The sequence below is a fragment of the Saliniramus fredricksonii genome (assembly GCF_900094735.1).
Classification (GTDB): domain Bacteria; phylum Pseudomonadota; class Alphaproteobacteria; order Rhizobiales; family Beijerinckiaceae; genus Saliniramus; species Saliniramus fredricksonii.
The window spans coordinates 1,236,080-1,257,500 of record NZ_FMBM01000001.1 but is presented as its reverse complement, the minus strand read 5'-3'; the positions used below and the strand labels follow the sequence as shown (position 1 = coordinate 1,257,500).

The 21,421-nt window shown below is 66.6% G+C and carries 21 protein-coding genes and 1 tRNA gene (1 of these 22 only partly in view); 4 read left to right on the top strand and 18 right to left on the bottom strand.

The features are described 5' to 3' along the window. From GA0071312_RS05740 to GA0071312_RS05725, 4 genes are all read right to left on the bottom strand, one after another. On the bottom strand, positions 1-288 hold the start of the coding sequence (locus GA0071312_RS05740; protein WP_074444269.1) for a TRAP transporter large permease. It extends 1,044 nt beyond the left edge of the window; only the first 288 of its 1,332 coding nucleotides appear in the window; the start codon lies at positions 286-288; the stop codon falls past the left edge of the window. Next, positions 285-809, bottom strand: coding sequence for a TRAP transporter small permease subunit (locus GA0071312_RS05735; RefSeq protein WP_074443939.1), 525 nt, complete (start codon positions 807-809; stop codon positions 285-287). The genes GA0071312_RS05740 and GA0071312_RS05735 overlap by 4 nt, the downstream gene beginning before the upstream one ends. Before the next feature lie 139 nt (positions 810-948). After that, complete coding sequence (locus tag GA0071312_RS05730) at positions 949-2,121, bottom strand: TRAP transporter substrate-binding protein (protein WP_074443938.1); 1,173 nt, start codon at positions 2,119-2,121, stop codon at positions 949-951. 467 nt (positions 2,122-2,588) lie between these two features. Continuing rightward, complete coding sequence (locus GA0071312_RS05725) at positions 2,589-3,611, bottom strand: 3-hydroxyacyl-CoA dehydrogenase (RefSeq protein WP_083204336.1); 1,023 nt, start codon at positions 3,609-3,611, stop codon at positions 2,589-2,591. 221 nt (positions 3,612-3,832) lie between these two features. On the opposite strand from GA0071312_RS05725, the gene GA0071312_RS05720 reads away from it, so the two are divergent. Next, a complete protein-coding gene (locus GA0071312_RS05720) occupies positions 3,833-4,609 on the top strand; it encodes an SDR family oxidoreductase (RefSeq protein ID WP_074444267.1) in 777 nt (258 codons plus the stop codon). A 73-nt stretch (positions 4,610-4,682) separates the two neighbouring features. Here GA0071312_RS05720 and GA0071312_RS05715 read toward each other — a convergent pair whose 3' ends face one another. The 6 genes from GA0071312_RS05715 to hemC form a co-directional block, all read right to left on the bottom strand. Continuing rightward, entirely contained in the window at positions 4,683-5,009 is a 327-nt protein-coding gene (locus GA0071312_RS05715; RefSeq protein ID WP_074443937.1) for a helix-turn-helix domain-containing protein, read from the bottom strand. 365 nt (positions 5,010-5,374) lie between these two features. Next, positions 5,375-5,450, bottom strand: a tRNA-Thr gene (locus tag GA0071312_RS05705). 114 nt (positions 5,451-5,564) lie between these two features. Continuing rightward, complete coding sequence (locus GA0071312_RS05700) at positions 5,565-7,874, bottom strand: heme biosynthesis HemY N-terminal domain-containing protein (protein WP_074443935.1); 2,310 nt, start codon at positions 7,872-7,874, stop codon at positions 5,565-5,567. Between the two features lie 19 nt (positions 7,875-7,893). After that, positions 7,894-9,312 (bottom strand): hypothetical protein, encoded by a 1,419-nt coding sequence (locus tag GA0071312_RS05695; protein ID WP_074443934.1) that lies wholly within the window; start codon positions 9,310-9,312, stop codon positions 7,894-7,896. Between the two features lie 86 nt (positions 9,313-9,398). Continuing rightward, the gene (locus tag GA0071312_RS05690) at positions 9,399-10,103 is read right to left on the bottom strand and encodes a uroporphyrinogen-III synthase (protein WP_074443933.1); all 705 of its coding nucleotides are present in this window, start codon (positions 10,101-10,103) and stop codon (positions 9,399-9,401) included. A 6-nt stretch (positions 10,104-10,109) separates the two neighbouring features. Continuing rightward, on the bottom strand, positions 10,110-11,078 hold the full coding sequence (gene hemC / locus GA0071312_RS05685; RefSeq protein WP_238947104.1) for a hydroxymethylbilane synthase: 969 nt from the start codon (positions 11,076-11,078) through the stop codon (positions 10,110-10,112). Between the two features lie 139 nt (positions 11,079-11,217). Here hemC and tsaD point away from each other — a divergent pair, with 139 nt between their 5' ends. Next, positions 11,218-12,282 (top strand): tRNA (adenosine(37)-N6)-threonylcarbamoyltransferase complex transferase subunit TsaD, encoded by a 1,065-nt coding sequence (tsaD, locus tag GA0071312_RS05680; protein ID WP_074443932.1) that lies wholly within the window; start codon positions 11,218-11,220, stop codon positions 12,280-12,282. After that, on the top strand, positions 12,279-13,301 hold the full coding sequence (locus tag GA0071312_RS05675) for an NAD(P)H-dependent glycerol-3-phosphate dehydrogenase (protein WP_083204334.1): 1,023 nt from the start codon (positions 12,279-12,281) through the stop codon (positions 13,299-13,301). The genes tsaD and GA0071312_RS05675 overlap by 4 nt, the downstream gene beginning before the upstream one ends. A 16-nt stretch (positions 13,302-13,317) precedes the next feature. On the opposite strand, the gene GA0071312_RS05670 is transcribed toward GA0071312_RS05675, so the two are convergent. The 8 genes from GA0071312_RS05670 to GA0071312_RS05635 all read right to left on the bottom strand — a co-directional run bounded on the left by GA0071312_RS05670 (position 13,318) and on the right by GA0071312_RS05635 (position 20,347). Further along, on the bottom strand, positions 13,318-15,204 hold the full coding sequence (locus tag GA0071312_RS05670) for a M3 family oligoendopeptidase (RefSeq protein WP_074443931.1): 1,887 nt from the start codon (positions 15,202-15,204) through the stop codon (positions 13,318-13,320). Positions 15,205-15,401: 197 nt separating this feature from the next. Further along, positions 15,402-15,569, bottom strand: coding sequence for a 50S ribosomal protein L33 (rpmG, locus tag GA0071312_RS05665; protein WP_074443930.1), 168 nt, complete (start codon positions 15,567-15,569; stop codon positions 15,402-15,404). A 156-nt stretch (positions 15,570-15,725) separates the two neighbouring features. Continuing rightward, entirely contained in the window at positions 15,726-16,076 is a 351-nt protein-coding gene (locus GA0071312_RS05660; protein WP_074443929.1) for a RidA family protein, read from the bottom strand. A 161-nt stretch (positions 16,077-16,237) separates the two neighbouring features. Then, positions 16,238-16,582: an HPr family phosphocarrier protein gene (locus tag GA0071312_RS05655; RefSeq protein ID WP_083204333.1), complete on the bottom strand. Its 345-nt coding sequence runs from the start codon at positions 16,580-16,582 to the stop codon at positions 16,238-16,240. 34 nt (positions 16,583-16,616) lie between these two features. Then, positions 16,617-17,018, bottom strand: coding sequence for a PTS sugar transporter subunit IIA (locus GA0071312_RS05650; protein ID WP_074443928.1), 402 nt, complete (start codon positions 17,016-17,018; stop codon positions 16,617-16,619). Positions 17,019-17,106: 88 nt separating this feature from the next. After that, on the bottom strand, positions 17,107-17,577 hold the full coding sequence (locus tag GA0071312_RS05645; protein WP_074443927.1) for an HPr kinase/phosphorylase: 471 nt from the start codon (positions 17,575-17,577) through the stop codon (positions 17,107-17,109). 1 nt (position 17,578) lies between these two features. Then, entirely contained in the window at positions 17,579-19,519 is a 1,941-nt protein-coding gene (locus tag GA0071312_RS05640) for a stimulus-sensing domain-containing protein (protein ID WP_074444263.1), read from the bottom strand. 129 nt (positions 19,520-19,648) lie between these two features. Continuing rightward, positions 19,649-20,347 (bottom strand): response regulator transcription factor, encoded by a 699-nt coding sequence (locus tag GA0071312_RS05635; RefSeq protein ID WP_074443926.1) that lies wholly within the window; start codon positions 20,345-20,347, stop codon positions 19,649-19,651. A 156-nt stretch (positions 20,348-20,503) separates the two neighbouring features. On the opposite strand from GA0071312_RS05635, the gene GA0071312_RS05630 reads away from it, so the two are divergent. Further along, on the top strand, positions 20,504-21,418 hold the full coding sequence (locus GA0071312_RS05630; protein WP_074443925.1) for a HugZ family pyridoxamine 5'-phosphate oxidase: 915 nt from the start codon (positions 20,504-20,506) through the stop codon (positions 21,416-21,418). Positions 21,419-21,421: the final 3 nt, after the last annotated feature.

The window sequence follows — 21,421 nt, the reverse complement described above, 5'->3', positions numbered from 1 at the left end:
CATGGCGAGCTGAAGCGCCCTGAACAATCGCTCCATCAAGCCCGTTCGCTCGAGGAAGAAGCCCATCAGCACGAAGAGCGGAATTGCCGCGAGCACCTCCTGCTGCATGATCCCGAATGTCTGGGAGACCATCAGCCGGAAGACCCGGTGTTCCATGCCCAAATAGCCGAAAACCACGGCGAGGAGCATCAGGGTAAAGGCGATCGGGAAGCCGATGAAGATGGTCACGAGGAGCAGGCCCAACATGATCAGGCCGAGATACTCGGTGGGAATCATCTCGAACATCATGGCCATCTCCCGTAGACAGCCGCATGCAGCGATTTCAGCAACTCGGATACTCCCTGCAGGATCATGAACGCTATGCCCAAGGGTATGGCCGTCTTGAAGGGATAGATCGGCGGCGCCCAGGGTGAATAGAAGCCACGTTCGAGCTGCTCCCAGGAACGCTCGGCGTAGATGTAGCTGGCGTCGAAGAACAGATACATGGCGGGGAAGAACAGCACCACATAGGCGATGGTATCAACCACGCCCTGCGTGCGCGGCGACCAGCGGTTATAGAGAAAGTCCGTGCGGACATGGCCGCCCTTGAGCAGACAATAGGCCGAGCCCAGCATGAACATCGAACCGTAGAGCATGTAGGTGATGTCGTAGGCCCAGATCGTCGGCGCCTCGAAGCCGTAGCGCAGGATCACATGGTAGACGATGGCGAACATCAGGACGACGGCGAACCAGGCAACAACGCGCCCCGTCCAGAGCGTGAAGGTGTCGATCGCCCGCGTCGTGGTCCGGACGATGGTGGGAAAGGTCATCGGCGCGACTCCCGGAGGGGGATCCGAACGGCGGATGGTGAAGGGAAGGGAAGAAGGTGGCGCCGCCACAGATCGCCGGGGCGGACCCCGACGGCCATGCGTGGCAGCGCCACCGGATCAGGCTCCAGGCCTGCCGCTATCAATCAGGCTGGAAGAGGGAGTAGTAATCCGGAGCGGTGTAGTCCATCTCGAACATGCCGCTCTCGACCAGACCGCCCGGCGCCCAGTAGACGTCGGCAATGGCCTTCCAGTCAGGCTCCAGAATGCGGCGCGCGACGACGTTGCGCTCCGCATAGGCCAGCTGGCTGTCGGCGATCGCCTTGAAGGCCGGATTGTCGTTGTACTCGGTCTCGAGAATCGTGTGCCAGACATCCAGCGACTCGGCGAGGATGTCATCCGGCGTCCGCCGGAACTCGACGCCGGCTTCCGTCAGACGCTCCATGGCGTTCCGATTCTGGGTCATCTTGTGGGTTTCCCAGTAGAAGAAATGCGACTGGGTCGTGGCCAGGATGATGTTCTGCAGGTCCTCGGGTATGGAATCCCAGATTTCCTTGTTGAACAGCACTTCCATCACGGTGACGGTTTCGTGGTAGGCCGGGGCGTAGTGGATGCTCCAGACATCCTCGAAGCCGAGCGCCTCATCGTGATAGGGGTTCACGAACTCGGCGGCATCGATCACGCCGCGCTCACCGGCGGGCACAATTTCACCACCGGGAAGGGTGATGACCGAAAGCCCCATATCACCGTACATCTCGCCCGGAATGCCGGGAATGCGCAGGCGCAGACCCTCGAGATCTTCGGCGGATGCAAGTTCCTTGTTGTACCAGCCGAAGCTCTGCGGCCCGGAACTGCCCGCGGGCATCCATTCGACATCCGCGTTCAGGACATTCTGGAAGAAGTCGTTATTGACCTCACGACCACCACCGAGCCACTGCCAGCCCCAGTAATCCACGGGATCCATGCCGAAGGGACCACCGGGACCGGAGGAGACCATCACGGAGGCGCGGTTCTTGCCGACCCAGTAACCGGACCAGGCATGCCCGCCATCGATGACGGCATCACTTACGGCATCCAGCACCTCGAAGGCGGGGACGACGGAACCGTCGGGCAGCGTCTCGATGACGACGCGGCCGGAGGTGTTCTTCTCGACCTCGGCGGCCCAGCGCTCGAAATTATGGTGGTGCGGGTCGGCTGCAGACCAGGTGGACTGGAAGGTGAGATCGAATTCCTGGGATTGGGCCGCAGTCGGCGTTCCGACGGCGACGACCCCGGCGATGGCGATGATCGCCGTTCCGGCAAGCAGATTTTTCATCAGCGTTTCCTCTCTGGCGGGGCGCCTTCATGGCGCCGCTTTCGCGGGAGCGTGTGCGCCCCTCGTTTGGAGTCGTTCAGCGAATAGCCGGGCGAACCTTCACTATTCGTAGCGCAGTGTGTGAAAATCTGGACGCTACGTCAATCACTCGTAATCAACGGCACTTCCGCAACGACGTTTGCGCATTTTTTAGTCAGTTTCGCAACGGAATCCGAGACATTCCTGCGATTGACTATTTCAGATTGCATTTATCACGCAGGTGCACATACGCATCGGCATCCACCCGAGGCCAACCGGTCGGCGCAAAGCCTCGCATGCGGCAGATCACACCGGAACACCGGCGATTCGACGGTGTTCCGGACATTGAAGCGGCCCGGAAAACGGTTTTATGCAATCAAGGCCTGCACCAGAGCTGCCGCGCCGAGATACGCATGCTCCCGTTACGGAAAACCTGTTTTTCCGCTACGTCAAAGATCATCCGGCTCGGGCATGCCAGACTTGTGGGCCACAAGCGCCGCGAGCCGACCGTCCCGCCAGGCGCTTAGCCGGGAATGGTGTTGCGGATCGGGAGCCTCACCGGGCGCGCGCCCCCGCGCCTCGGCAACTGCAGCCAGGGCGGTTGCGAGGGCCGGATCCTGCCAGGTCTCAGGCCCGGCCTGCGATGCCGCGAAGCGCGCGAAGAACGGCCCGTAGCGCGCGCAGTAATCCGCGACGCCGCCCGGCGCGTTCAGATCGATGGTCTCGAACGGCCCCATGAAGGACCAGCGCAGGCCGAGCCCCTGCGAGACGGTGGTGTCGAGATCCTGCGGGCTCACATAGCCTTCCGCAACGAGCCGAAAGGCCTCGGTCAGGAGCGCCGCCTGGAGCCGGTTGAGAATGAAGCCGTCCACTTCCCGCCGCACCTCGACTGGCGCCTGCCCGATCGCGGCGAACATCGCCCGCGCCTTCGCGATCACCTGCGGATCGGTCCATGGCGCGCCGGACAATTCGACCACCGGGATCAGGTGGGGCGGATTGACCGGATGCGCCACCAGGCAGCGAGCCCGGTGCGGGAGATTCTCGGTGAAGAGCGAGCACTGGATCGCGGAGGTCGAGGAAGCGATCACCGTATCGGGTGCGCACAAGGCGTCGAGTTCGGCAAACAGCGCCTTTTTCACTTCGAGCCGCTCGGGCCCGTTTTCCTGAACATGATCGGCACCCGCCACCGCCTGCTTCAGATCGCCGGCGACCCGGATGCGTGCGGCGGCGGCGGCGGGATCGTCGCACAGGCCGTGGCCGGCGAGGATGGCGAGGCCCTGCCGACAGAGCCCGGGCGCATCGGCGCGTGCCGCCTGATCCGTGTCGTAGAGCACGGCCTCCCAGCCGGCCCGCGCGAAGATCATCGCCCAGGCTCGCCCGATCAGCCCGGCCCCGATGATCGCGACCCTGCCGGACGCCACCCACTCTTTCCCATCCGCATCAAGGCTCGTATCGGCCCGGTCTTCGCTCATCGCGTTTCCTTCCCTGACTTGCTTTTTTCTCTCGTGATCGGCCCTGGCCCGCCCAGTCTAGCCGAATGCGGCGCGCGGTCATCGGGGCAGGAGCAAAGCAGGATGCGCGCAAGCGGGCGTTCCGGATTGGTGCATCGCCCGGTTCGGCCAGGGCCCGCGACCGGCTAGACTGCACGCAGCGCGGGCTCGGCAAGGAAAGCCCCGATATCAGGGAGGAAGATATGGATATGGATATTGCCGGCCTGCGGGTTCTGGTCACGGCGGGTGCCGGGGGGATCGGCCTCGAAATCGCGCGCGCTTTCGCTCAGGAGGGCGCGAAGGTGCATGTCTGTGATGTCGATGACGAGGCGCTGGACGCGTTGCAGGCGAGCGATCCGCAAATCAGCGCGAGCCGCACCGACGTGACCGACCGCAAGGCCGTCGCCGCCCTGTTCGACGAGGCGATCGATCGTCTCGGCGGGCTCGACGTGCTGGTCAACAATGCCGGCATTGCCGGGCCGACGGGGCGCGTCGAAGAGATCAACCCGGAGGATTGGGATCGCTGTCTGGAGGTCTGCCTGACCAGCCAGTTCAATTGCGCGCGCCTCGCCGTGCCGCATCTGCGCCGGAGCGAAAACGCCTCGATCATCAATCTCTCATCGGCTGCGGGCAAGCTCGGCTTTCCCCTGCGTTCGCCATACGGCGCAGCAAAATGGGGGGTGATCGGCTTTACCAAGGCGCTCGCCATCGAGCTCGGCGAGGATGGGATCCGCGTCAATGCGGTGCTGCCGGGACTCGTCGCGGGTGATCGCATCCGCCGCGTGCTCGAAGGCAAGGCGCAGGCACGCGGAATGAGCTATGCAGAGGTCGAGGACCAGGCGCTCGCCGGCGTCTCGCTCAAGACCATGGTGACCGCGCGTCAGATCGCCGATCAGATCCTGTTCGTCTGCTCGCCGCGCGGGCGCACCATCTCGGGCCAGTCGCTCTCGGTCTGCGGCGATACGCGGTTGCTGGTCTGAGACAGGCGATCCGGCAAGCCCCGGGACCGCGCAGAGCGTGCGTGGCGGGCCTGCGATCGCACGATTTTGCCCGCTACTCCACGAATGCCCGCAGCATCTTCGCGGCGCGGCCGAGCTGGTCGTCGTTCATGCGCGACAGGGTGGCGTTGATTTCGGTCAGGATCCGCGCGCGCTCGCCGGTGCCGGGCGTGGTGTTGGCGCCGAAAAGCACCGGCGCGGGGACATCGAGCGCCGCAGCGATTTTCTCCGCCGTTTCGAAAAGCGGTGCGGCGACGCCCCGCTCGATCTTGCCGATGGTCTCGCGCGAAACACCAATTTTCCCGGCAAGCTGCTCAAGGGTCCAGCCCTTCGCCTTGCGATGATGGCGGACATTCGCACCGAAAAGACGTTGAAGCTCCATACCGCACCTTTCTTTGTGCAAGAGGCGGCAACAGGATGCGCAAATCGAGAAACGGGAAGTTAACATTCCTATTTTTGAGAACTATAGAATCTCATAGGCTGAGATAAGATGTTCTGGTTCTGCTTGGGCTTGCGCTCTTTGGCGGTCAATCTGTCATCGCCATCGGCTTGATGCTCAGGCTGGCCTGAACCGACGCAATCAGGCCGCAGCTGATACCCAAGCAGGAAATCGACGAGTTCGCCGCCGAGATTATCGTCGACTTTCGCGACCTCAATATGGAAGTGTTCGCTCGGCACGAGCGCGTATGAACACCCATTGCGCACGACGCAGCCCGAGGCGTGGCTTATACCAGATTGGTCGAAAAATGGTGCCGCTTACAGGACTCGAACCTGTGACCCCCTCATTACGAATGAGGTGCTCTACCAACTGAGCTAAAGCGGCGACCGGCGGGGCAGATCGGGACCCGCAGCGGACGCGGGTCTCTTACATGGCGCCGTCCGGGTTGGCAAGCCGGAATCGAAACCGGATGCGCCCGCCCCGGCGGGGGCAACCCGGTCAGCTGTCGAACAGGCTGCCGAAGAAAGAGCGCTTGCGCTTTTTGGCTTCCTCCGCCTCTTCCGGGCTGACACCGGGATCGTCCGGCGGGCGGGAGAGGCGTTCCAGACGCTCTTCCTCGCTCAACCGGGCGGGCGCTTCGCCGTTCGGGCCGGCGGATGGGATCTCCTCACCCCCGGTTGCCGGCTTGCCGGGTTCCGGATCCGCCTCGCTGTGTGATTCGTCCGCAGCGGGCCGGGTCCCATGCGCGGAATCCGGCTTTGGCTCAGGCTTGGAATCCGGCTTGGACTCAGCCGCGTGCTCGAACTCCCCCTCGGCCACGGAACGGGCGGCCTCGGTCTTCACCGCCTGCGCCCGCGCCTCCTGGATCCGGACGCCTTCGGATTTGTCGGACGCAACGTCTCGCGCTTCGTCGGCTTCGCCGACCGGATTCTGCTTCTCCGGCATTGCCGGCGCATCGGCTGCGACCGACCCACCCGTGATGCCCGGCCTGGACGGCGGCGCCTGTGGGGCAGCGGCATTGGCTTGAAGCGCGGCTTCCCGTGCATCGCGCTCGGGGGTACCGGGTACGGGTATGGCCTGTCCGGCTGCTTCCGGCTCGGCGACGATCGGCTCGGATGTCGAAGGCTCGGATGTCGAAGGCGCTTGCGTAGCCTGCTCTGCCGAGCCGGCAACGGTATCCTGCGGCAGCGCTGCGGCCTGCGCCTCGCCGGTTGCGGGTGAAGCGGCGGCGGCGGCCTCGTTAGCCGGCGCCGCCTGCGGCTTTCCCGGAGAATGATCCCCCTTGCGCTCCTCATCCTGCTTGCCGGACACCTCGGCATCGGATGCCGATTCCGCTGTACCGGTCCCGTCCTGCGCCGACCGGCCCCGCTCGGGCGGGATGATCTCGGCCGCGGATGCCGCATCCGTTTGCGCCTGGACGTCGCCCGTCGCCGGCGCTCCCAGAATGCCGGCCGGCGTGCGTGCCCGGTCATCGAGATCGCCGACCACATCGTCGATCACGCTCGAACCCTTGCCGGCGATCATTTCAGGCGGCGTCTCCCAGCGGAAGGCGTCGAGATGGCCGGAGACCGGGGAAATCGGCGACCAGCGGTCGGAGACGACACCATCGGCGATCCAGGCCTTGTCGCGCGGCGCATGCACCGCGCGCGCCAGCCATTCGCGCGCACCGGCGGAGGAGCCCGATTCGACCCGCGCGAGTTCGGCCATCAACAGGCAGACCCGCACGGTCGGGCGTCCCTCTTGCAGCAGGGGATCGAGGGTCTTGCGGGCCGTGTCGAATTCCCGCGCCTCGATCGCGGCGCGCACCAGCGCGATACGCCCTTCCGGCGCCCAGCTCGACAGCATGGCGAGGCGCTCCGCACGCTTCATCCGGTCGAGGGCCGAATCACCCGCACGCAGATGCGTATAGGCATCGGCCAGATCGGGATGCGGCGTGGCCTGCCAGGCGGTTTCGAGGATCTTGCCCGCCTTGCGCAGTTCCAGGCGGTGCCCGAGGATGCGCCCGGCCAACGTGGCTGCGGGAACCAGATCCGGCGCGAGCCGGACCGCTTCCTTCGCGGAAGCCAGGGCCGCGTCCTCGTCGCCTTCGACCCGGGCCAGCGCATCGGCGGTGAGCAGCACGGCGCGCTGGCGCTTGGCCGCCGGCTTGTCGATCAGACCGAGCGCGGCACGGCGCTCCACCGTATCGATCGCCGCGCGCCAGTCGCCGCGCGCGCACAGCCCCTCGAGCACGGCCTCGTTGGCCCAGTCCACCGCCGGGGCGAGACGCGCAGCCTCGGATGCGTGTTTCCACGCTGCATCCGCATCACCGCGCCGGCGCGCCTCGACATAAAGTCCACGCAGACCCAGAACCTGCGTCTCCTGCACCTGCGCCATTTCCTGAAACACCGCCTCGGCCTTGTCACGATCACCGGAGATCTGCGCGGCCTGCGCCTTGAGCAGCAGCAGCAGCGGCTCGTCGTTGCGCAAATAGCGTTCGGCATCGCGGGCATGGCGGCGCGCGGCGTTCTCGTCGCCCGAGCCGACGGCGATCATGCCGCGCGACAGGGCCTGGATCGCCTTGCGCTTCTTGCGCTCGCGTGCCGCGCCGGAGAGACGCTGCGGAAGGTTGAGCAGCACCCGCCCGACAGCCTCAAGGAGGAGAAGCGCCGCGACCAGAACGAGCAGGGCCAGAGCCGCCACGGCAAGCCCCACCGAATAGCTCACCCCGTCCCAGACGAAGGCCACGCTGCCGGGCTGGTCGGCCAGCCAGACGGCGCCGGAGGCGAGAGCTGCAATGATCGCGAGATAGATCAGGACGCGCCACATGAAATCAGACTTTCCTTCTTCACCGTCCGTTCGCGAGCGCGGTCAGAGCCGTCTGCGCGATATCGAGGGCAGCGGCCCGGGCGGCCACCAATTGGTCGAGGGTGTCACCGACATCCGCAGCCTGCGCCTGCACATCCGCCGGCAAGGCCTGCCAGGCGGTCAGCGCGGCCTGCATATCGCCGGATTCGAGCGCTGCGATCACGGGCTGCGCCGCGCCCGTATCGACGTCCCGGCTCGGCGCATCGACGCGCTCGACGGTGACGGCACGGTCGACGAAAAGCGAGAGGAAGCCGCCCCCTTCACCCGCCTCGCCTTCGGCGGCGGGCTCGGACGTCGCCGCCTCACCGGCGAGAGCGGAGATGAGCGCATCAGACAACGCACGCGCCGGCGGGGCGCCATCCGCCGCAAAAGGCTCGAGCGCGGCGAGCGCGTCATCGGACACATCTTGTGCGCGCAGCGCGTCGAGAGCCGCGGCATAGCCCCGCCCGTCGGCCAGCGCGCCCAGAACATGATCCGCCGCCGCAGCACGCGCCGCAGCCGCAACCCGCCCCTCCAGCGGAACCGCTTCCTGAAGGCCGGAAACCGCGCCTTCCAGCGCAGCGAGATCCCCCTGGAGCGATACGATCGCAGCCGTGTTGGCATCGATCGTGTCACGCGGCACATCCGGCATCTCGGGCATGTCCGGAATCGGGCGCTCTGCAGCCTCGCGCGCCGTGGTCAACGCTTCGCCGGCCCGTGATTCCAGCGCATCGAGCCGCGCCACGAGATCATCAGGCAGAGCCGGCTCAGCATCATCCCCGGCGCGTTCATCCATACGCGCCTCGATCGCGGCGAGACGGTTCTCGGCATCGGGGACCGGACGCAGGAAGAGATCATAGGCGATGAAGGCAGCACCGGCGAGGAGACCGCCGATCAGGCCGGCGGCGACGAATCCGGATGCGCTCGCGCCGCCGCTTGATGGCGGCGCCCCGGTCGCAGCCGTCTTCGCGCGGGCCACGCGCTCGGGATTGCGGGTGACCGCCGGGGAGGGCTGCGGCCCGGGGCCGGCCTGCGCTGAAGCGGGTTTTGCAGCAGGGGCGGGTTTCGCCTGATCCGTGCTCGCCTGATCCGTGCGCGCCTGATCCGTGTGCGCCTGGGCGGTCTTGCCTTGTGGCGACTTGCCCTGTGGCGACTTGCCCTGTGGCTCCTTGCCCTGTGCTGAATCGGCCTGCCCGGTTTTGCTACCGGACGGTTTTTGCGAGACAGCCTTCGCGTCCGCAGTCTTGTTCTCCGCAGCCTTGTTGTCTTGACTGCCCTTGGCATCTTGGCCGCCCTTGATGGGCGTGCCGGAGGAACCCGTTCGGCGTGTTGGGGATTTCGTCACGATGTTCCTTCCCGTCTCATGCTTGCCCGTCTCATGCTTGCCCGTCTCGTTCTCGCCCGTCGTGAGCGACGCCATGGTCGATCATGCGCGATACCGACTCGCGCGAGCTTCACATGCGCAACCTTAGCATCCGGTCAACGCGCCCCGCGATATCCGCAACGCTACGCATCCGGAAGAACGCGAAACATGGCCTTTTCGTTCGGCGCCGGTGGTACCACGACGTCCCGACATCCCCCATCGCGCAGAATTGCGGCGACATCGGGCGAGATCGCGACCTGGCGCAGAGCCGCGAAACGCGCCTGCAGACCCGCCTCGCCGATCCGCGCCAATGCCAGCTTGGCGCTACGCGGCGAATAATGCAATGCGGCGTCAATCCTGCCCGCCTTCAGGGCGTCAATGCCCTCCGGCGGAAACTCGGGGCAGGCCCGCGCTTCATAGGCCTCCCAGAGCGTCACCACGAAGCCGCGCGCGCGCAGGCCGCGCGCCGGTTCCGCCTTGTGGTCGCGCCCGGTCACATGCAGGAGATGCGCCGGCGGCGGCATGATCGCGGGAATCGCGCGCATGAGCGAGCCCGCATCGCCTGCGCCCACATGCCGCGCCACAAAGCCGTGCCGGGCGGTGGCGCGCGCCGTGCGGGGCCCCACCGCGAAGATCGGCTTGCCGCGACAGGCTTGCGGCAGATCCGCGAGAAACGCCGCCGCCTTCGCGCTCGTCACGATCACCCCGTCGCAGGCCGCGAGCGCGGGAGCGGAATCGGCGGGGCGGGTCTCGATCAAGGGCGCGCAGACGGCCTCGATGCCGAGCCGGCGCAGAAACCGCGCGGAACGGGCGCAATCCTCGGCGGCGCGGGTGAGGAGCACGCGCATGCCGCCTCAGACGCTGAAGAAATCAGCGGGCAGGCCCGCGCGCAATTCCTCGCCCAGCGCCCGACCCAGCGCCTCGGCCTCCGCGGCATCACCGGTGAGGCGGCCCTCGCGCGCCTCCGACCCGTCCGGGCGGGCGACGAGGCCCGAGAGCACGATGGTCTCGCCGATCAGTTCCGCATGACCGGCAATCGGCGTGCGGCAGGAGCCGTCGAGCACGGCGAGAAAGGCACGCTCGGCCGCGACCCGGATTCCGGTCCCGCTATCGACGATCCCCGCCACGGCTGCGCGGGCATCCGCGTCGTCTTCACGCACCACGATGGCGATGGCGCCCTGGCCGACGGCGGGTAGGAAGGCATCGATGCCCAGCGCCGCCGTGGCGTGATGGGCAAGGCCCAGACGGTTCAGCCCGGCCATGGCGAGCAGCGTTGCGTCGAACAGCCCCTCCTCCAGCTTGCGCAGGCGCGTATTGACGTTGCCGCGCAGGAGCGAGACCTGCAGATCCGGGCGGGCACGGCGCAGGATGGCCTGCCGGCGCAGGCTGGCCGAGCCGACGCGCGCGCCTTGCGGAAGCTCGGTTATGGCGCTGATCGCCCCCAGCGCCGACCCCGCGATCAGCGCGTCGCGGGGATCCTCGCGCGGCAGGTAACCGGCGATGATCAGCCCCGGCGGCAGATCATTGGGCAGATCCTTGGCGGAATGCACGGTGATCGCGACCCGGCCCTCAAGCTGCGCGGCGTCGATCTCCTTGGTGAACAGCCCCTTGCCACCGGCCTCGGAAAGGGCGCGATCCTGGATCATGTCGCCGCTGGTCCTGATGATCTCCAGCGGGAAATCGTCCTGCGGGCGTCCGGTCACTGCAGCCAACGCCTGCGCGGTCTCGCGGGCCTGGGCCACGGCGAGCGGGGAGCCGCGTGTCCCGATCGGCATCGGCGCGCCGCCCGTCGAAAGCTGGTCCGAAATCGCATCCTGCGCCATGGTCGCGCCCTTCTCTGTTGCCGGGTTTCGCACCCGGGCTGTTGCGTCGGGATCGCCGACGCCTATACGTTGATCACAAAGGCGGGGCCATCGCCGCGCCGCCCCCTCCATAACCCCTTACCGGGAAACAGGCCACCTCATGCGCGTTCTCGGAATCGAGACCACCTGTGACGAAACCGCCGCTGCGGTCGTCAGCCTCGCCGAAGACCGGACGGGGCCCTTGGCCGGCGCCACGCGCGGCGTGGTCGAGGCCAACGAAATCCTCAGCCAGATCGCGCAGCATGCAGCCTATGGCGGCGTCGTGCCCGAAATCGCCGCGCGCGCCCATGTCGAGGTGATCGACCGGCTGGTCGCGCGGGCGCTGGCGAAGGCGGGGATCGCGCTCGCCGATGTCGATGGCATCGCCGCCGCCGCCGGGCCGGGGCTGATCGGCGGGGTGATCGTGGGGCTGACCAGCGCCAAGGCGCTCGCGCTGGTCTCCGGCAAGCCCTTCATCGCCGTCAATCATCTCGAAGCGCATGCGCTCACTGCCCGGCTGACCGACGGGATCGCCTTTCCCTACCTGCTGCTGCTCGCTTCCGGCGGCCATACCCAGCTCATCGCCGTGCGCGGCGTCGGTGATTACGTGAAGATCGGCGGCACCATCGACGACGCCATCGGCGAGGCCTTCGACAAGGTCGCCAAGCTGCTCGGCCTGCCCTATCCGGGCGGGCCGCATGTGGAGGAAGCCGCCAGGCGCGGCGACCCGCAGCGTTTCCACCTGCCGCGTCCGATGCTGGGGCGCCCGCGCCCGGATTTCTCGCTTTCGGGCCTCAAGACCGCCCTGCGCGTCGAGGCCGAGCGTATCGCACCGCTCTCCGAGGAGGATGTCTGCGATCTCTGCGCCTCCTTCCAGGCGGCGGTGACCGATACGGTGGTCGATCGCACCCGCACCGCCTTGCGCGATTTCCAGAACGTGGCGGCGCGCCCCACCGCCCTCGTTGCGGCGGGCGGGGTCGCGGCGAATCAGACCATGCGGCGCGGCTTGCAGCGTCTGGCGACGGAAGTCGGCCTCAAACTCGTCACACCGCCGCTGGAATTGTGCGGCGATAATGGTGCCATGATCGCCTGGGCGGGGATCGAACGGCTGCGGCTCGGGCTGATCGACGGGCTCGACGCGCCGGCGCGCGCCCGCTGGCCGCTGGACGAGGGGAAACGCGCGTGACGAACGACAACGAACCGGAAGCCGCCGCCCGCTCCGGCCTGCGCGTCGGGCTGATCGGTGCCGGCGCCTGGGGTACGGCGCTGGCCAATGCGATCGCCGGAGCCGGCCACGAGGTCGTGCTCTGGGGCCGCGATCCGGATGCCGTGGCGGCGATCGAGACAAGCCGCGAGAATGCGCGCCATCTCCCCGGCGTCGCCCTGCACGCGGCGATCCACGCCACCAGCGACCTGCGCGCTTTGTCGGATGTTGCCTTCGCCCTGCTCGTCACCCCTGCCCAGACGGCGCGCGACGTCGCGGCGGCGGCAGCGCTGACATTGCCGGCGGGCGCGCCGCTCATCCTCTGCGCCAAGGGGATCGAGCGCGAAACGGGCTATTTCCTCTCCGATGTGGTGGCCGAGGCCCGCCCGGGCGCGCCGATCGGGGTTCTGTCCGGGCCGAGCTTCGCCGCCGATGTGGCGCGCGGCCTGCCCACGGCGGTGACGCTCGCCTTCCGCGAACCGGGCCTCGCCGCAAAGCTCGCGGAACTGATCTCCGGCCCGGCGCTGCGGATCTATCACGGCACGGATCTGCGCGGCGTCGAGATCGGCGGCGCGACGAAGAACGTGCTCGCCATTGCCTGCGGCGCGGCGATCGGGCGCGGGCTCGGCGAGAGCGCCCGCGCGGCGCTGATCGCGCGCGGCTTCGCCGAGATCCTGCGTTTCGCGCAAGCCTATGGCGGGCAACCCGAAACGCTGATGGGCCTGTCGGGGCTGGGGGATCTCGTGCTCACCTGCGGCGGTCCGCAATCGCGCAATTTCGCTTTCGGGCAGCGCCTCGGCGAAGGCGCTTCGCCAGAGGAAGCCAGCGGCGGCAAGCTCGCGGAGGGCGCACATACGGCGGCGGTGCTGGTCTCGCTCGCCCGCGCCCGCGGCATCGAGATGCCCATCGCCGAGGCCGTTGCCGCCCTCACCGATGGCCGCCTCACCGTCGAGGCCGCGATGGACGCCCTGATGAATCGCCCGTTGCGAGCGGAAAGCTGACGAGCTCCCCGTCGGCTCAGACCTGCGCGTCAACGGCCTCCAACTCGTCGATCAGGCGCGCGATCATGCCGAGCCCGATCTGCCAGAAGGCGGGATCGCGCGCATCGAGACCGAACGGTTCCAGCAATTCACCGTAAGGCTTCGCGCCGCCCGCCGAGAGCAGTGCGAAATAGCGCTCGACGAAGCCGTCCGACGAATTCTCGTAGACGCCGTAGAGCGAGTTCACGAGGCAATCGCCGAAAGCATAGGCGTAGACGTAGAAGGGCGAATGGATGAAATGGGGGATATAGGTCCACCAGGTCTCGTAGCCTTCCGAGAAACGGATCGCCGGGCCGAGCGATTCCGCCTGGACCGACATCCACAATTCGCACAGCTGCTCGGAAGTCAGCTCGCCCTTGCGGCGTTCCAGATGCACCTTGCGCTCAAAGGAGTAGAAGGCGATCTGGCGCACCACCGTGTTGAGCATGTCCTCCACCTTCTGGGCCAGCATCGCCTTGCGCTGGACCGGGTCAGTGGTTCGGGCCAGCAGCCGGCGGAATGTGAGCATCTCGCCGAAGACGCTCGCGGTCTCCGCCAGCGTCAGGGGCGTGGGCGCCATCAGGGCACCGTTGGGGGCCGCCATGACCTGGTGCACGCCGTGGCCGAGCTCATGCGCGAGCGTCATCACGTCGCGCGGCTTGCCCTGGTAATTGAGCAGCACGTAGGGATGCGCCGAGGGCACGGTGGGATGGGCGAAGGCGCCGGGCGCCTTGCCGGGACGGGTCGGCGCATCGATCCAGTTCTCGTCGAAGAAGCGCTGGGCGATCTCGGCCATGCGCGGCGAGAATTCGCCATAGGCCGAAAGCACCATCTCGCGGGCATCGTCCCAGCCAATCACCGGCTGCGGCACTTTCGGCAGCGGCGCGTTGCGATCCCAGAAATCCAGCTTGTCCTTGCCGAACCATTTCGCCTTCATCGCATAATAGCGATGCGACAGGCGCGGATAGGCCTCGCGCACGGCGCTGACCAGCGCGTCCACCGTCTCACGCTCGACCCGGTTGGCCAGATGGCGCGAATCGGCCACATCCTCGAAGCCACGCCAGCGATCGGAGATTTCCTTGTCCTTGGCGAGCGTGTTGGTGATCAGCGTGAAGCTGCGCAGATTCTCGCGGAATGTCGCCGAGAGCGCCTGCGCGGCTTCCTTGCGCACGGCCTCGTCGGTATCGAGCATGCGGTTGAGCGTCGGCTCGATCGGCAGGCTCTCACCCCCGATGTCGAAGCGGAGCGATGAAATCGTCTCGTCAAACAGCCGGTTCCAGGCGCCGCGCCCGGTGACGGATTTTTCGTGGAAGAGCTGCTCGATCCGGTCGTCGAGCTGATACGGCTTGTCGCGGCGCAGATCCTCGATCCAGGGGCGGTAATGCGACAGGGGCGCCTTTTGGATCAGGCCGTCGATGAGGGTATCGTCGAGACGGTTCATCTCCAGCGTGAAGAACAGCAGATCGCTCGAGGCGGCGGTCAGGCGCTCCTGCGTGTCGCCATAGAACTTGGCGCGGGCGGAATCGGTGGTATCGCCGGAATAGACGAGACCCGCATAGGACATCAGCCGCCCGAGCAGATCCTCGATCGCCTCGTATTCGGCGATCACGTCATGCAGCGCCTGCGGGGCATTCTCGCCGCGCGCGATTTCATCGAGCTTGCCACGCCATTTCTCCTGGAAGGCCGCACAATCCTGCGCCGCCTTCTCCATATCGCCGGTGAAGGCCGGGGAATCCATGGCCGGATAGAGATCGGCGAGATTCCATTCCGGCAATTCGCCCAGATCGCGCCCGGCCTGGTGTGCCGCAGCTTCGGCGGGAGCATGCACCCGCTGCGACGGGAAGAGATCGGCGGCGAGTGCGGAGCGAAGCGGCGGATGGGTCATCGTGGCAGGGTCCCTTCTTGAATAGCAGGATCATATCTCGCTTGCATATCGGCCCTGATGCACACGCCTTCAATAGCCCACGCACGCGATCATTGGCGCCGGGGCGGTCCTTTAACGCAAAAAGGGCGCCATCCTCTCGGGATGCGCCCTTTCACGCAGGATCACAGCGGTGACGGACGCGCAGCGCGCCCGCCGCCTCACTTGATCTTGGTTTCCTTGAATTCCACGTGCTTCTTGGCGACGGGGTCGTACTTCTTCTTGGAGAGCTTGTCCGTCATCGTGCGGGTGTTCTTCTTGGTCACGTAGAAGAAGCCCGTATCTGCCGTCGAGAGCAGCTTGATCTTGATCGTCGCAGCCTTGGCCATGATCCATCCTCTTGATGAAGCGTGCGGCCCCTGCCGCAAAACGCAAAGGGCCGGGTTTTCGCCCGGCCGAATTCGGAGGCTCTCTTGCCTCATCCCGGCCCGCGCGTCAAGGCTCCCGAACGGCTTTTACGCCGGGGGCCGGATTATGGCTGCGCCTCATTTTGCGGCGATCACCGCGATCTCGACGGTGTATTGCGGCGCGGCGAGCTTCGCTTCGACAGTGGCGCGCGCCGGCGCACAACCGGGCGCCACCCAGGCATCCCAGACCGCGTTCATCTCCTGGAACGTGTTCATGTCGGAGATCCAGATACTGGCCGAGAGCAGCCTGGTCTTGTCGGTACCGGCCTTGGCCAGAATTGCGTCGATGATCTGCAGGATTTCCTGCGTCTGCTCGGTCACCGAGGCGCCGGCCTTCTCGCGCGCCACCTGTCCGGCGGTATAGACCGTATCGCCATGGATAACGGCCATGCTCATGCGCGGGCCGGGTTCGATACGTTCGATGCTCATCGGTTCACTCCCTGATTGTGCGATCCGGCGATCGGGTCGCGACCGCCTCGACGAATCGCCTTGATGGAACGCCGGCACGCGCAGGTAAAGGGAGGAGATGGCGAAAACCGGATGCGCCATACACGCCCTTTCCCGGCATGCGTATCCACTGGGCGACGCGCCTATTCGATCTCGCCGAAGCGACTGGCCAGCAGCGCCGTGAGTGCCTCGATGACCTCCTGCGCCTGCGGCCCTTCGGCGGCGACGTCGATGCTGGTGCCGCGCGCTGCAGCGAGGGTGAGCAGCCCCATGATCGAGCGCCCGCCCACACTCTCTCCGCACCGGCTCACCGTGACCGTGGCCTCGTATTGCTCGACGAGTTGCACGAATTTGGCCGAGGCACGGGCATGCAGACCCTTGCGATTGACGACAGGCAGGCGGCGGGCATGGGGGCCGATTTCCTCGAAGGCATAGGCCGCACTCGCCGGCTCTGCTTCGACTCCGGTATCCAGCTGCTCCCGGTTCATGACCGTATCCCCCAATTCGGTCGCCGCATCGGGATCATTTTCCCGCCAGGACCTGCGAGGCGACGTTGATATATTTGCGCCCCGCTTCCTGTGCGTGCAATACGGCATCGGCGAGCGGCTCGCAATCGCGCACGCTCGCCAGCTTGATCAGCATCGGCAGGTTGATCCCGGCCACCACCTCGACCTGCCGGCCCGTCATGCAGGACAAGGCCAGATTCGACGGCGTGCCGCCGAACATGTCGGTCAGCACCACGACACCATCACCGCTCTCGACACGGGCGACGGCATCGAGAATATCCGCGCGGCGGATCTCCATGTCATCCTCGGGGCCGATCGTGATCGTCTCGATCTGGCTTTGTGGACCCACGACATGCTCCAGCGCGGCGCGGAATTCCGTCGCCAGTCGGCCATGTGTGACGAGCACCATTCCAATCATATCGTCTCGTTTCCGGCGCCCGGTTGCGCGAAGCCGCTATTTTGTGCAGTGCGACGCGAAGTGCAAGCAGAATGCGACAAGTTTTTCATCATTCCAAGAAAGCATTTCCGGAAAAACCGCGCGCGGCGATCAATCCGATCGGTCCAGGCGCATCTTCCCGCCGCAGGCGCAAATGCGCAACCGTGATTCCGCACAGCGTAACCGAGCCCGCACCGTCCGGCGGATGGCGGGGGGCGTCGGGGTCGAGATCGACGACGAGACGCAGCCGCGCGGCGTGCAGAAAGACGAGCCCCGTCGCGATACCGGCGCCGCGCATCTCCGCATGCCCGGCAATCGCCTCGGGCACGGAGACGATGAGGCGCCCGTGGCGCGCATGCAGGCGCACCCGGTCATCGGCGACGAGGCAGGCGAAACGCCCCGCGCCTCGTGCCTGATCGATCAGGGTGAGCGCGAGGCGCGTCTTGCCCGCGCCGGCCTCACCGCGCAGGAGGATCGCGCCTTCACCGATCACCAGCGCCGTGGCGTGAACGGTATGAGGCTCGCCGGCGCTGCCGCTCATCTCAGGAGGCCGCCGGCAGGGTCACGGTGAAGCGCGCGCCGAGGACCGGGCGGCTGCCATCAGCGCGCGGCGGGCCGTAGCGGTTCTGCGCGGTGATGCTGCCGCGATGCACCTGCACGATCTGTTGCGAGATCGACAGGCCGAGCCCGGAATTCTGGCCGAAACCCTGCTCGGGCCGGTCGGTATAGAACCGCTCGAAGACCCGCTCGAGGGCGTGTTCGGGAATACCGGGCCCGTCATCATCGACGATCAGCACCACGTTTGTGTCACGGCGCGCCAGGCGCACGCGCACCTCCGCATCCGGCGGCGAGAAGGAACGGGCATTGTCGACGAGATTGCGCAGGACCTGACCAAGACGGCTGTCATGGCCATGCACGATATAGGGCGCTGTCGCCTCGTCACGCTGCGTCCCGCCTGCACGCTGATCATCATCCGCCGTCATGGCGTCACCCGCCTTGCGGCTGGGTGTCTTGCGCGTGATCACCCTGGTGCTCTCGCGTGCACCGTCTTCGCCTTGCGGTGCGATCACCTCCATGACGATGGCCGCCTCTTCCGGGTCGCGCACGTCGTTGGCGACGGCGACCACGGCCTCGGTCAGGCGCACCATGTCCACCGGCGCGGCCTCGGAGCGCGCCAGCTCCGCATCGAGGCGCGAGGCATCGGAAATATCGCTGATCAGCCGGTCGAGCCGGCGCACATCGTGCTGGATCACCTCGAGCAGCCGCGCGCGGGAATCCGCATTGCGTGCCAGCGGCAGGGTTTCCACCGCGCTGCGCAGAGAGGTGAGCGGGTTCTTCAATTCGTGTGCCACATCCGCCGCGAAGCTCTCGATCGCGTCGATACGCTTGTAGAGCGCCTGCGTCATGTCGCGCAGGGCGCCGGAAAGATGCCCGATCTCGTCGGCACGATAGCTGAAATCCGGGATTTCCTGACGCGACTTGATCCCCCGTCGCACCCGCTCCGCCGCTTCGGCGAGACGCCGTACCGGGCCGGCAATGGCATTGGCCAGCAGGAAGGAGAGCACCAGCATCACCGAGGCAGCGACGAGGAAGACCTGGAGCAGGGCGAAACGCTCGGAGGCGATGATGGCGTCGATATCGCCGCCCTGGGTGGAGAGCAGAAGCGCGCCGCGCACGGTGCGCTGGCGCTGGATCGGCACCGCCACCGAGACGATGGTCTCGCCGGCAGGGTTGATGCGCACCACATGCGCCGCCTGCCCGCCCAGAGCCTGCTGCACCTCCGGAAAGACGCGCCCGCTGGTCGGGCCGATCGTCTCGATCAGCGGCGGACGCTCCGTCACGAACAGGCTGCGCGCCCAGTTCCAGGCACGCTGGAGAAAGGCGGTCTCGGGCTTGTCGAGAGGCGGCAATTCGAGCCGCAGCACATCGCCGCGCGTATACAGCGCCCGCGAATCCAGAATCAGCATGGAATCGCGGTCATAGACGCGGGCGCGGGTTCCCGTCGGCGTGATCAGACGGCGCAATAACGGGGCGACCCGTTCCGGATTGATCGAGAATTCCAGCGGCGAGAAGGTGTCGTCGGCAAGTCCGGAGGTTTCGCCGAGTTGCATCTGCAACAGGGCATCCGGGTCGATCTTGATGGTGTCGATCTCTACTGTGGCCGAGGCGGCGATGGCGCCGGCGATGATCTCGCCCTGCGTCATCAGGCTCTGCACCCGCGCCTCGATCAGTCCCTCGCGGAACTGGTTGAGATAGAGAAAGCCGACGAGCAGCGCCACCAGACCGCCGATATTGAGCACGATGATGCGGCGGGTGAGGCTGGAGGAAGCGCGTTGCGCGATGTCGCGCAGGGCGGCGCGCCATATCCCGCGTCCATGGGCAAGCCGTGCGCGCAGGCGTCGCCCTGATCGGGCACGCGCCCCGGTTTTGTCCGCGCGCGGATCGCTTCCGTCTCCGGAAGCGTCATCCGCAGCATGCCGGATCGGTTCCGGATCGTCGGCCCTGTTACGGCGCGCGTCCACGGATTCGTCCTCTCGCGCTGGAGCATCATTGCGTCAGTTGGATACCGGCTGACGCAATGATGCGTCTGAACAACAATCGGGAGCGGCTGATCAGGTCTCGCGGAACCTGTAGCCGACCCCGTAGAGCGTCTCGATCATGTCGAAAGACGTATCGACCACCTTGAACTTCTTGCGCAGGCGCTTGATGTGGCTGTCGATGGTGCGATCATCCACATAGACCTGGTCGTCATAGGCTGCATCCATCAGCGCATTGCGCGACTTCACCACGCCGGGGCGCTGCGCCAGCGCCTGCAGGATCAGGAATTCCGTCACCGTCAGCGTCACGGGCTCGCCCCGCCAGGTGCAGGTATGGCGCTCGGGATCCATCACCAGCTGTCCGCGCTCGATCGCCTTGGCATCGGCCTCGCGCGCCGGGCCCGCCTCGCGCGGCGCGAAACGGCGCAGGACGGCCTTGACACGCTCCACCAGGAGGCGCTGCGAGAAGGGTTTGCGGATGAAGTCGTCGGCGCCCATCTTCAGCCCGAACAACTCGTCGATCTCCTCGTCCTTCGAAGTGAGGAAGATGACCGGCAGATCCGATTTCTGGCGCAGCCGCCGCAACAGCTCCATCCCGTCCATGCGCGGCATCTTGATGTCGAAAATGGCGAGATCGGGCGGCGATTGCCGCAGACCGTCCAGCGCCGAGGCGCCATCGGTGTAGGTCTGGATACGGTACCCTTCCGATTCGAGCGCGATCGACACGGAGGTCAGGATGTTGCGATCGTCATCCACAAGGGCGATGGTGGGCATTTCTTGGTCCTCGGTTTCATCTGCGGGCCGGTGGCTGCGACAATGCGGCCCTCTCGGCAACGCCAGTGCAATCAGCCCAAATTATGACCATTAAGCACGCAGATGCATTTTCGGGCAAATTTCACCTGATCGACAAATGGTGAGGAGCGGCTTTCCATGCAAGGCAATGAAGACGGTTCAGACAATCAGGAGACGCAAAACGCGCCTTCTCTGCCCGGCGCCGAGGCGGCGGGTTTCGATGCGCGCGGCCTCGCCCGCCATCTCCTGCGCACGATCCGCGCCGGCGCGCTCGCGACCTGCGACGGCGCCCGTGACGGCCATCCGCTCGCCACGCTGGTCAGCCTCGCCACCGCTATCGACGGCGCACCGCTCCTCCTGCTCTCGCAGCTTTCCGCCCATCGCACCAATCTCGAGCGCGACTCCCGCGCCTCGCTGCTGCTCGCCGTCCGCAGCAAGGGCGATCCGCTCGCCCATCCGCGCCTGTCGCTGATCGGGCGGGTGCAGCGCCTCGACGATACCGACCAGGCAGCGCGCGCGCGAACCCGCTTCCTCGCCCGCCATCCCAAGGCGAAACTCTATGCGGATTTCACCGATTTCGCATGGTTTCGCATGGAGGTGGAGGCCGGTCATCTCAATGGCGGCTTCGCCCGCGCCGCCGCGCTCACGCGTGATGATCTGATCCTCGATCTCACCGGCGCCGAGTCCCTCCTCGCCGCCCATGACGGCGCGGTGACGCACATGAACGAAGATCATGCCGATGCACTCGCGCTCTACGCCACCCGCCTCGCGGGTACGGGCGTGGATGGTGATGGCGTTTCGACGCCGGGCGGCGAATCTGTGCCAGGTAGCGAATCTGTGCCAGGCGGCGAATCTGTGCCAGGTGGCGAAGCTGTGCCAGGTGGCGAAGCTGTGCCAAGCGGCGGCTGGCGCACCACCGGCCTCGACCCGGAAGGCCTCGACCTCGCCTGCGGCGACCACTGCACCCGCATCCCCTTCCCCGCCCCGGTCACCACGCCGGACGCCCTGCGCGCCCTGCTGGTGGATCTGGCGAGGAAGGCGCGCGAGACGTAAGGC

Coding starts and splice junctions, on each gene's coding strand:
- rpmG (WP_074443930.1), bottom strand. CDS start 15,569: ATGGCCAAGGCTGCGACGATCAAGATCAAGCTGCTCTCGACGGCAGAT.
- GA0071312_RS05660 (WP_074443929.1), bottom strand. CDS start 16,076: ATGAGCATCGAACGTATCGAACCCGGCCCGCGCATGAGCATGGCCGTT.
- tsaD (WP_074443932.1), top strand. CDS start 11,218: ATGCGCGTTCTCGGAATCGAGACCACCTGTGACGAAACCGCCGCTGCG.
- GA0071312_RS05635 (WP_074443926.1), bottom strand. CDS start 20,347: ATGCCCACCATCGCCCTTGTGGATGACGATCGCAACATCCTGACCTCC.
- GA0071312_RS05715 (WP_074443937.1), bottom strand. CDS start 5,009: ATGGAGCTTCAACGTCTTTTCGGTGCGAATGTCCGCCATCATCGCAAG.
- GA0071312_RS05730 (WP_074443938.1), bottom strand. CDS start 2,121: ATGAAAAATCTGCTTGCCGGAACGGCGATCATCGCCATCGCCGGGGTC.
- GA0071312_RS05630 (WP_074443925.1), top strand. CDS start 20,504: ATGCAAGGCAATGAAGACGGTTCAGACAATCAGGAGACGCAAAACGCG.
- GA0071312_RS05700 (WP_074443935.1), bottom strand. CDS start 7,874: ATGTGGCGCGTCCTGATCTATCTCGCGATCATTGCAGCTCTCGCCTCC.
- GA0071312_RS05720 (WP_074444267.1), top strand. CDS start 3,833: ATGGATATGGATATTGCCGGCCTGCGGGTTCTGGTCACGGCGGGTGCC.
- GA0071312_RS05655 (WP_083204333.1), bottom strand. CDS start 16,582: ATGAACCGGGAGCAGCTGGATACCGGAGTCGAAGCAGAGCCGGCGAGT.
- GA0071312_RS05725 (WP_083204336.1), bottom strand. CDS start 3,611: ATGAGCGAAGACCGGGCCGATACGAGCCTTGATGCGGATGGGAAAGAG.
- GA0071312_RS05695 (WP_074443934.1), bottom strand. CDS start 9,312: ATGGCGTCGCTCACGACGGGCGAGAACGAGACGGGCAAGCATGAGACG.
- GA0071312_RS05645 (WP_074443927.1), bottom strand. CDS start 17,577: ATGAGCGGCAGCGCCGGCGAGCCTCATACCGTTCACGCCACGGCGCTG.
- GA0071312_RS05670 (WP_074443931.1), bottom strand. CDS start 15,204: ATGACCCATCCGCCGCTTCGCTCCGCACTCGCCGCCGATCTCTTCCCG.
- GA0071312_RS05690 (WP_074443933.1), bottom strand. CDS start 10,103: ATGCGCGTGCTCCTCACCCGCGCCGCCGAGGATTGCGCCCGTTCCGCG.
- GA0071312_RS05650 (WP_074443928.1), bottom strand. CDS start 17,018: ATGATTGGAATGGTGCTCGTCACACATGGCCGACTGGCGACGGAATTC.
- hemC (WP_238947104.1), bottom strand. CDS start 11,078: ATGGCGCAGGATGCGATTTCGGACCAGCTTTCGACGGGCGGCGCGCCG.
- GA0071312_RS05735 (WP_074443939.1), bottom strand. CDS start 809: ATGACCTTTCCCACCATCGTCCGGACCACGACGCGGGCGATCGACACC.